7 protein-coding genes and 1 riboswitch are annotated in these 8,472 nt (G+C 40.0%); of the genes, 2 read left to right on the top strand and 5 right to left on the bottom strand.

The genetic code is table 11. The features are described from left to right. The first annotated feature begins 119 nt into the window (after positions 1-119). Positions 120-228, top strand: a riboswitch (SAM riboswitch). Between the two features lie 169 nt (positions 229-397). Both AB8S09_RS08250 and AB8S09_RS08245 read left to right on the top strand, forming a co-directional pair. Further along, entirely contained in the window at positions 398-1,798 is a 1,401-nt protein-coding gene (locus AB8S09_RS08250) for an APC family permease (RefSeq protein WP_294183459.1), read from the top strand. A gap of 29 nt (positions 1,799-1,827) precedes the next feature. Continuing rightward, entirely contained in the window at positions 1,828-2,562 is a 735-nt protein-coding gene (locus tag AB8S09_RS08245; RefSeq protein ID WP_294183457.1) for a cyclase family protein, read from the top strand. Positions 2,563-2,616: 54 nt separating this feature from the next. On the opposite strand, the gene asrB is transcribed toward AB8S09_RS08245, so the two are convergent. From asrB to AB8S09_RS08220, 5 genes are read right to left on the bottom strand one after another with little or no spacing between them, the layout of a single operon-like run. Beyond that, complete coding sequence (gene asrB, locus AB8S09_RS08240) at positions 2,617-3,411, bottom strand: anaerobic sulfite reductase subunit AsrB (protein ID WP_294183455.1); 795 nt, start codon at positions 3,409-3,411, stop codon at positions 2,617-2,619. After that, positions 3,411-4,466, bottom strand: a complete 1,056-nt coding sequence (gene asrA / locus AB8S09_RS08235; protein ID WP_294183453.1) for an anaerobic sulfite reductase subunit AsrA — start codon at positions 4,464-4,466, stop codon at positions 3,411-3,413. The genes asrB and asrA overlap by 1 nt, the downstream gene beginning before the upstream one ends. Before the next feature lie 18 nt (positions 4,467-4,484). Then, positions 4,485-5,168 carry a TorD/DmsD family molecular chaperone gene (locus AB8S09_RS08230; protein WP_294183451.1) on the bottom strand — a complete coding sequence of 228 codons (684 nt, stop codon included), beginning with the start codon at positions 5,166-5,168 and terminating at the stop codon, positions 4,485-4,487. Then, on the bottom strand, positions 5,169-5,783 hold the full coding sequence (locus AB8S09_RS08225; protein ID WP_294183449.1) for a 4Fe-4S dicluster domain-containing protein: 615 nt from the start codon (positions 5,781-5,783) through the stop codon (positions 5,169-5,171). Then, entirely contained in the window at positions 5,783-8,470 is a 2,688-nt protein-coding gene (locus AB8S09_RS08220; protein WP_294183447.1) for a molybdopterin-containing oxidoreductase family protein, read from the bottom strand. The genes AB8S09_RS08225 and AB8S09_RS08220 overlap by 1 nt, the downstream gene beginning before the upstream one ends. Positions 8,471-8,472 lie beyond the last annotated feature (2 nt).

The raw sequence follows: 8,472 nt of genomic DNA, 5'->3' as shown, positions 1-8,472 counted from the left end.
ATAATCAAATGCGGTATACTAAGACATTATCACAATTAAATCATAGTCATAAATTTAATTTAAAAAAATTGTTGACAAAAGTCTAATTGGATAGTATACTAAGAATCAAATTAAACAGTGTCTTATCGAGAGCGGTAGAGGGACAGGCCCTATGAAACCCGACAACCAACATTTTCACGTGAATGTATTGGTGTCAATTCCTGCAGATTTATTTCTGAGAGATGAGATGATTAATTTTAATATCATGATATTAAAGGTGATTTTCTTTATCTTAAGAAAATCACCTTATTTTGTTTCACTTGCTTAAATTAAACAGAATGAAGATGAAGTTATTTACCTAGTAAAAATTTTTTAAAATTAAAAACCAATTAAATGTTATTGGCAAGGAGGAAAACATATGAATGAGAGAAATTACTTGAATGTTGCCAAAAATAGAAAAATTAATAACCTTGAGAATAATCAGCTTAATTTTGTAGAAGTTATTGCACTCTCAGTTGCAATAATAGCTCCTACTTTTGCTATGTCAATGAATGTCGGGCTTATGGCATCCACGGTATCCTATTCCGTAAGTATGGTATTTCTTGTATCAACTATATTGATGGGATCTGTAGCAGTGTCTTTTGTAAAGTTTAATGAATATTTTCCGTCTGCCGGTTCGGTATATACATTTACTGAAAAATCTTTGGGGGAAAATGCAGCATCAATTTCGGGCTGGACTTTATCACTTACTTATATAGCATTTTCCGCCGGGTGTTCTTCCGCCTTTGGGTCGCTTTTTGCAAGCTTTGTCAAGGACCTGACAGGGCTTAACATATCATGGATAATATTTGCATTGATTTGTGAAGTGCTTATATGGTTTATATCATATACTGACATAAAATTGAGTACAAATATTATGCTTGTAATAGAAAGTATATCAATCTTGCTTGTAATTTTAATTGCGGTGATTATCCTCATAAAAGTTGGATCTACAAAAGGTTTGAGTTTGATACCCTTTAAAAGGAACGGAAATACATTTTCAAATTTTGGGACGGGGATTGTATATGCGATACTTTGCTTTGGCGGGTTTGAAGGTGCTTCCAGTTTAGGTGAGGAAAGTAAGAATCCTAAAAAGTCCATTCCGCTTGCAATTGCAAGTACGGTTGTCATAACGGGAATTGTATTTATATTTGTAAGTTATGCTGAAGTTATAGGGTTCGGTGTATCAGATTCAGGAATACAGGCATTAAAAAAATCACCATCCACCATAGTGGAACTTTCAAAGAACTATATGGGCAGTTTGTTTACCATTTTAATAACGCTTGCCATCAGCATATCGGCTTTTTCAACGGCTCTGGGGTCTATGACGGCAGGCTCGAGATTGCTTTATTCCATGAGTAAAGATGGTAATATACCAAAAGCTTTTTCAAATGTACATCCCGAGCATCATACTCCCTATATAGCATTAAATATTATACTTGCAATAATTATAATTCCAGTTTTGGCACTGTTCAAGCATGATGGCGTTGAGGTATTTGGTTACATAGGTACTATTGGCGCACTTGCACTGCTTATTGCTTATTTTATAACAAGTCTGGGATCCTTGATATATTTTGGAAAGAGAAAGATATGGACATGGCAGCTATTTATACCAATTGTGGCACTTTTTGTTTTGGCATTTACATTTTACTCTAATATTTATCCTATACCGCAATTTCCAAATAATATATTCCCCTACATTGTTCTAACGTGGATAATAGCTGGTTGTATCATTACATTTATTTATAAAAGAGCTAATTTAAAAACTAGTGTTCAATAATTTTTTAATTTGAAAGGGGTTTGTGTACTATGAATAATAGTTTGTGGAATACTTTAAATGACTTAAAAAAACATAAATGGGTTGATCTCACCCATAAATTTGGGCCCGATACTCCAAGGTTTGCAAGTTTTGATCCTGCAAAATTTGAAACTCTTTTTACCTACAAAGATGGATTTTTTGTAAAACAATATACATTTGCGGGGCAATATGGTACTCACCTTGATCCACCGGTGCATTTTGCTGAAGGTGGAAGGTATCTGGATGAACTGGGACTGAAAGAATTGGTTTTGCCTCTTGTGAATATAGATCTCTCGGAGAAGGTAAATAAGAACAATGATTACGTGATGACTGTAGATGATATTTTGGAATGGGAAAAAAAATACGGAAAAATACCTGAGGGTTCTTTTGTAGCATTTAGATCGGATTGGAGCAAAAGATGGCCTGATCAGGACAAATTTTTGAATCTTGACAAGGGTGGTAATGAACATTATCCGGGATGGTCGCTGGAAGCACTTAAATTTTTATATGAAACGAGGAAGATAAGTGCAAATGGTCATGAAACATTTGATACGGATGCACCAATAAAACAGCAGAAAACGGGATTTCAGGGAGAATATTACGTGCTGAAAGAAGATCATTATCAAATTGAAGTCATGGCAAACTTAGACAAGGTACCTCCAACTGGATCGATAATTTTTAGTATAGTTCCCAAAGTTGAAAAAGCGCCTGGTTTTCCAGTACGTTCCTTTGCAATTATACCTTAAATAATAATACCGGGGCAATCCCCGGTATTATTGAATTATCAAACGTACTAGAATTTAGTCAATCAAATCTTTGGCCCTGGTGTAGTTGAAAATTGGTCCGTCAAGACATATATAAGTTCCATTTATTTTACAGTGTCCGCATTTGCCAACTGCACAGGACATTTTTCTTTCAAGTGAAACCCATATTTTAGATTCTTCTGCACCTCTTGCAAGGCACTCCTTAGCGGCAAAATGCATCATGACGGGAGGCCCTACGATAATTACATTGTAGTCTTTAAAAGTGCTGAAAGGAATTTTTTCAATATATGCGGTGACCATTCCGGTCTCGAACCCATCTTCCCTGGTATTGTCCAAGGTATAGATTGCATTGAATTTGGTTTTGAATTTTTTAAGATCATATTCAAATAAAACAGAATTGATATCTTTGAAACCGGCAATAAAATTTACTGATTTAATTTCTTCGGGGTATTCGTAAAAATGGTTTAAAAGGGCTCTGACTGCAGCAAGACCAGTACCTCCGGCAATTACTACCAGGTCTTTGCTTTTAAATTCATCTACAGGAAAATAGTTCCCGTAGGGACCTCTCATGAATACCATGTCTCCGGGCTGCAGGCCAAAAATTCCATTTGTAAGCTTACCTACTTTTCGTATAGTAAATTCAAGCCATTTGTCACCCTTGCCGCTTACGGATATTGGGGCCTCACCTACTTTTGGAATTGAAAGCTGGAAAAACTGGCCGTACATGATGTTATCATGATCGTCATATGCAACCCTGAAGGTATATTCTGCATTGGTTTCATGTATGACATCCAGAATTTTATGAGGCGATGGCAAAGTGATATTATTCATTATTTATCCACCTCCCTAGATGACTTTCCACTTGATATTTTTTCTATTTCTTCACTTAAACTGTTGATAGTATCCGGGAATGAGATTTCTTTCGGACATCGATCTGTGCAGCGTCCGCACCCTACGCACATATGCTCAGTGCCGCCAAATCGGGCATTGTAATCGTAAACCTTGTGCAGTGTCTTGAATCTCATCCTTTCGCCGGCTGTTTCCCGGACTTTATGTCCACCTGCCATAGTTGTAAATTCTTCAAGCATGCAGGATGACCATACCCTTCTTCTCTCTCCATTTCGGCTCGTTTCATTGTATATGATATCCGTGGTATCGAAACAGCTGCATGTACCGCAGACCGTATTACAGGCACCGCAGCTTATACATTTTGTGTTGAAACTATCCCATAATTTTAAATTACATGCTTTTTTCAAAAGATCACTACTGCTAATTTCAGGCAGTTTTACTTTTGTCTGATTTTCCTGGACAAATTCAGGAGTAAAATTCCTTGAAGTTTCCCCGCTAAAGTAATTTTTGAATTTATCATCTTTTACATCCAGAAGCAGCCCGTTGTCTTGAAATCTCACAGCTGCACTGTAATTGTCGGTTTGATTTGAACCCATGGAGACACAGAAACAATTATCCCAGCCTTTTCGACACTCTATCATGAAAATATTTATTTTGTCACGCAGTTGTTCATAATAATTATCCTTTTTATCGCCATTTTTTAAGAAGATGGTATCCAGCCTTTTTATGGCATTGATATCGCAGGGACGGGCAAATATGATGATGTCCCTTTTATCGCCGAGACTGTTTTCGGTACATTTGTCCTCGGTAAAATAAAAAAGTGTCTGATTAATTGGGAAGAAAATTTCTTTTGGTGAAAAGTCGGATTTTACATCATATACGATTTCCTTCACCGAATCGATCTCATCGTAGCGTATTAGATCGGTATCAGGCTTCCAACCGCGATTTTTAAAGCGCTTGGGAGCATATATCTTGTATTCATTTTTAAGCTTGTTCATTATTTCGTCCATTCTTTCCAAACTTACATAGTAACCCAATGATTACCCCTCCTATCTCTATAAATTATGTTCCAGCTGACTTGTCAGGCTTTCCAGGATTGTGCGATCCAGATGTAAATAGCCATTGGTGATTTTTCCAATTCCTTTATAGAATTCCGTACCGGCATACTTTTCTATATCGGCACAAAATCTAGGCACCCAATTTAACAAATGTTTATTTAGAAAATCCATCTGCTCTTTTACATAGGGCGAAAAATCAGGTTCTCCATGTATATCTGAAGTATGCTGTGCCTCCTGACATAAAAATGCCATAAATTCCAGCTCCAGAGATATGTGATCTTCGAAAAAATTTAAATTTTTTACGCTTTTTTTCAGACCTTTTGCTGCATATATAACCATTACCTGATCTCGGGCCTCCTGCATTACAATCTTCTTTTTACTTGTATATACCGACTCATAGGGAAATGCAGCAGATCCTTCCGCCATTCCCGCAGCGAGAAAAACCTTCGCATAATCTACGGCAAGGTCAGTCAGTGAATTGCTGTCATGGTTATCCAAATATTTCTTGAGTATTTGATATCCCTCACTGAGTTCAGATTCACAGCACTTTACAGGAAAGCTCATATTTTTCATCTGCATAAATAGCGTTTTATCCACTTCTGATTTATAGAGGCGTCCCAAAAAGCGATATAGATTTTCACGGTTTTTTGCAAGTATCAAGTACTCTGACTTTTTATTCAACTATCTTTTCCTCCCGTCTTGTTCGCCGCACTCCTGCGGAATAACATCAATCCATTTGTCATGACGTAAAATGTATCGAACGGAAGGATGGGTACCAACGTCACGGAGACTGTATACATTTTCGCTGCCGGCTTCTTTTAATGTCCTTGATACATCACTGCCTGGATCATTGATATCGCCGAAAATCATGGCTCTCCCTGAACAGCTTTTTACACACGCGGGTTTTTCACCTTTTTCCGTCAATTGAGTGCAGAGATTACATTTATCCATTACTCTCATTTCGTTGTTGAAATTGTTTATCTCATAGGGACAGGCTCTATGGCAGCTCTTGCATCCAATACATTTTTCCTGATCGATAACTACAACACCGTCACTGCTGCGTTTATAACATGCCCCTGTAGGACAGACTTTGACACAGGCAGGATCGGCACACTGCTGGCACATAACTGGAAGCCAGTACATCTGCACGTCAGGGTATGTCCCCGTAGGACCTATGGTCAGTACTTTGTTTCTTGAAGAGCCCAGTGCCACTCCGTTTTCCATTTTACACGCTACGCTGCATCCATAGCAGCCGATACATCTATCCACATCGATTACCAAAACATTTTGTTTCATTACTTAACCACCTCCGTAGGATCAGATGGCTGGGGGAGCCACTCTCTGAACTGTTCGGGTTTGGTCCAGACTCCTTTTGGAGGACCGTCGTTGGCTTTTGAAACCCTTACGAGAAAACCTCTCAGCGTATACGTCCCGACAACATCGTTGTATGGAGCAGTTGATTTTGAAAGTACATTGACGTTCATTTCACGCCATCCTTCAGTTTCAGTATGATAATTTTCAGGGAAAATAAAGCGTTCCATGTATACTGCCCTAGGATTTATTCCTTTTGTCACATTTGCCTTTGCCTTGATCTTGCCCCTTAATGATTCCACCCATACCCAGTCTCCATGGGAGATTCCATAGTTTTTTGCAGCTGCGGGGTGAATCCAGATTTCGGGAACGGGGTACATCTCACGCAGCCATGGAACATTTCTCAGGGTTGAATGATGATAAAACGGAAGCCGGCCGTTGGTCATGACTAGAGGATATTTTTTGGCAAGTTCACTGTCTTCAAGCGGACTTTCAGAAGGCTCCATATAATACGGCAGTGGGTCGTAGTCTTTTGAAGCAGGAGGCAATTCACAGGTGCTGTAAGGCATTCCCGTTCTTCCCAAGGTGATAAGGCTTTCCAGGTAGAGTTCAATTTTTTTGGAAGGTGTGTCAAATCCTCTTGGCTTGCCTGTCTTTGGATCGATCTGTTTATACACGTAATACTGCTTCCACTTGTCTTTAGGTAAAAATTCAAAAGGAGCTTTTTCCTTGAATTCGTCCCATGTCATATCAAAGGTGCTTGTACAGCGATTGAGAAGTTCATTCATGTTATTCCAGTAAGGTAGATCGCTGCCCATGATTTCCGGATCGAATGCTTTCTTGCAATTTTCATGTCCGAGTTCTGCACAGCGTTTTGCAAGTTTTGACCAGAACAGCGTTTCGTCCATGGTTTCCCAGAGATGGGTAACGGCTTGTCTAGCAAAGACCTTGTTGCAGGATTCCACAGGCATATCTGTTTCTAGCCATTCTGATGCAGGGAGAAGCATGTCTGCGTAATTGGAAAATGAAGTAGGGTACATGTACATGTGTACCACGAATTCCATTTCCTTAATGGCGGGAGCCCATGATTTACTTTCGGCTACATTGGCAAACTTATTACCGGAACGCTCAATCCAGACTCTCGGTTTATAAGGCTTTCCAGTTAAAATTGCCTTTTTTATGCTCCCCGGGTGTCCCGCCCACCAGAATAGAAGTCCCTTGTATTCATTTCCACCCAAACGTTTTTTGAGCTGCTCAGGCGGGAGCATTTTTCGGGCAGCCGGTACTATATAGGTTGAAACAGCAGCATCACCGGGTATGACACCACTTACTTTAAAACGCTGCATCAATGATCCCGGCCTTTCAATGTTGCCCATAAGTGCATTGAGAATGACTGCCGCCATAGCTGCCTGTACTGAATTTGGGCTCTGGTCAGTAGCAACACCAAGGCAGATGCCTGCAGGAGAATTTTGTGTATATATATTAATTGCCTCTTCAATCCTGCTTGCATTGAGCCAGCAGATTTCTGCCGCCTTTTGAATGGTATAGGGCTCCACTCTTTCCTTTAAAAGCTGGAAGCCAGTTTTGCATTCAACTCCATTTACCGTAAAAGTGCCTTCAAGTGCAGGAGCCAGGGCATCGTTCCATGGGTAGTCCAGCGATCTGGCTGAATTGGTTTTTGTATCCCATACCATGAAGGTATCTGGAATATCCGGATCATTGCTCTTGTCAGCACGTAAAAACATTTTGCTCTTTACATCTACAAGATAAGGCAGATTTGTCCACTTCAATACGAAATTTTTGTCATAGAGTTTTTTATCGATTATATAGCGGGTCCAAGCTTGCAATAGTGCTACATCGCTTCCGGGTCTTATTGGAAGCCAAACGTTGGCTTTAGCTGCATCCGGTGTCATGCGTGGGTCGATTACAACGGTTTTTACCCCGTTTGCACGAAGATCCGCAACGGCTCCACCTCCCATCGCAGGACTGGAATAGGAAGGAGCTGCTCCCCACAGGACAAGGCATTTCATCGGTGTATCTTTAGTGTAGTAGATTTCCTGGCAGTTTGAATCGGCTATGCTGTAGTCGGAACCGCCGTACATTAAATTATTTGCCAGTATACGCGGCAGATAACATTGCGCACAGCCGGGTTCGAACCAGTTAGGAGTCCCAAATACGTTGCAAAATCTTGCAATGCTCCAAAATTCGGGGTTTCCGCCTCCTCCTGTAGAACAGAGCACAGCTTCAGCTCCATACTTTTCACGGGTTTCCATAAGCTTTTTGGCGATAATGTCAATGGCTTTATCCCAGGAAATACGTTTCCATTTGTTTTCACCACGGCTGCCTACCCGCAGCATTGGATACTTATTGCGGTTTGGATTGTAAAGAGCTTGTATGCCAGAAAGTCCCTTGGCACACAGTGATCCTTTGTTCATGGGGTTCTCCGGATCACCCTCGAGCTTGATTACTCTACCATTTTTAACATGGGCGATAACACCGCAGTTGGAAATACATGCCCTGCAGCATGTTCTGACAGTCTTAATGGAAGATGATACATCATCTTGCGGCAGCTCATTTCGCACTAATCCATCTGAACCGTCCAAAGCTGATGCAATTCCCCCTACATTCGTTGCATCGAGGAAATCTTTTTTATTTGTTTTTTGTTCTTCCATTT

This window comes from Clostridium lapidicellarium (assembly GCF_041224415.1).
Classification (GTDB): Bacteria; Bacillota; Clostridia; order Clostridiales; family Clostridiaceae; genus Clostridium_B; species Clostridium_B lapidicellarium.
The sequence above is the reverse complement of the archived record's forward strand: the minus strand, read 5'-3'. Positions and strand labels throughout refer to the sequence as shown.

Excerpts from the sequence above, each read along its gene's own strand:
- AB8S09_RS08250 (WP_294183459.1), top strand. The coding sequence starts at position 398 with ATGAATGAGAGAAATTACTTGAATGTTGCCAAAAATAGAAAAATTAAT.
- AB8S09_RS08245 (WP_294183457.1), top strand. The coding sequence starts at position 1,828 with ATGAATAATAGTTTGTGGAATACTTTAAATGACTTAAAAAAACATAAA.
- asrB (WP_294183455.1), bottom strand. The coding sequence starts at position 3,411 with ATGAATAATATCACTTTGCCATCGCCTCATAAAATTCTGGATGTCATA.
- AB8S09_RS08225 (WP_294183449.1), bottom strand. The coding sequence starts at position 5,783 with ATGAAACAAAATGTTTTGGTAATCGATGTGGATAGATGTATCGGCTGC.
- AB8S09_RS08220 (WP_294183447.1), bottom strand. The coding sequence starts at position 8,470 with ATGGAAGAACAAAAAACAAATAAAAAAGATTTCCTCGATGCAACGAAT.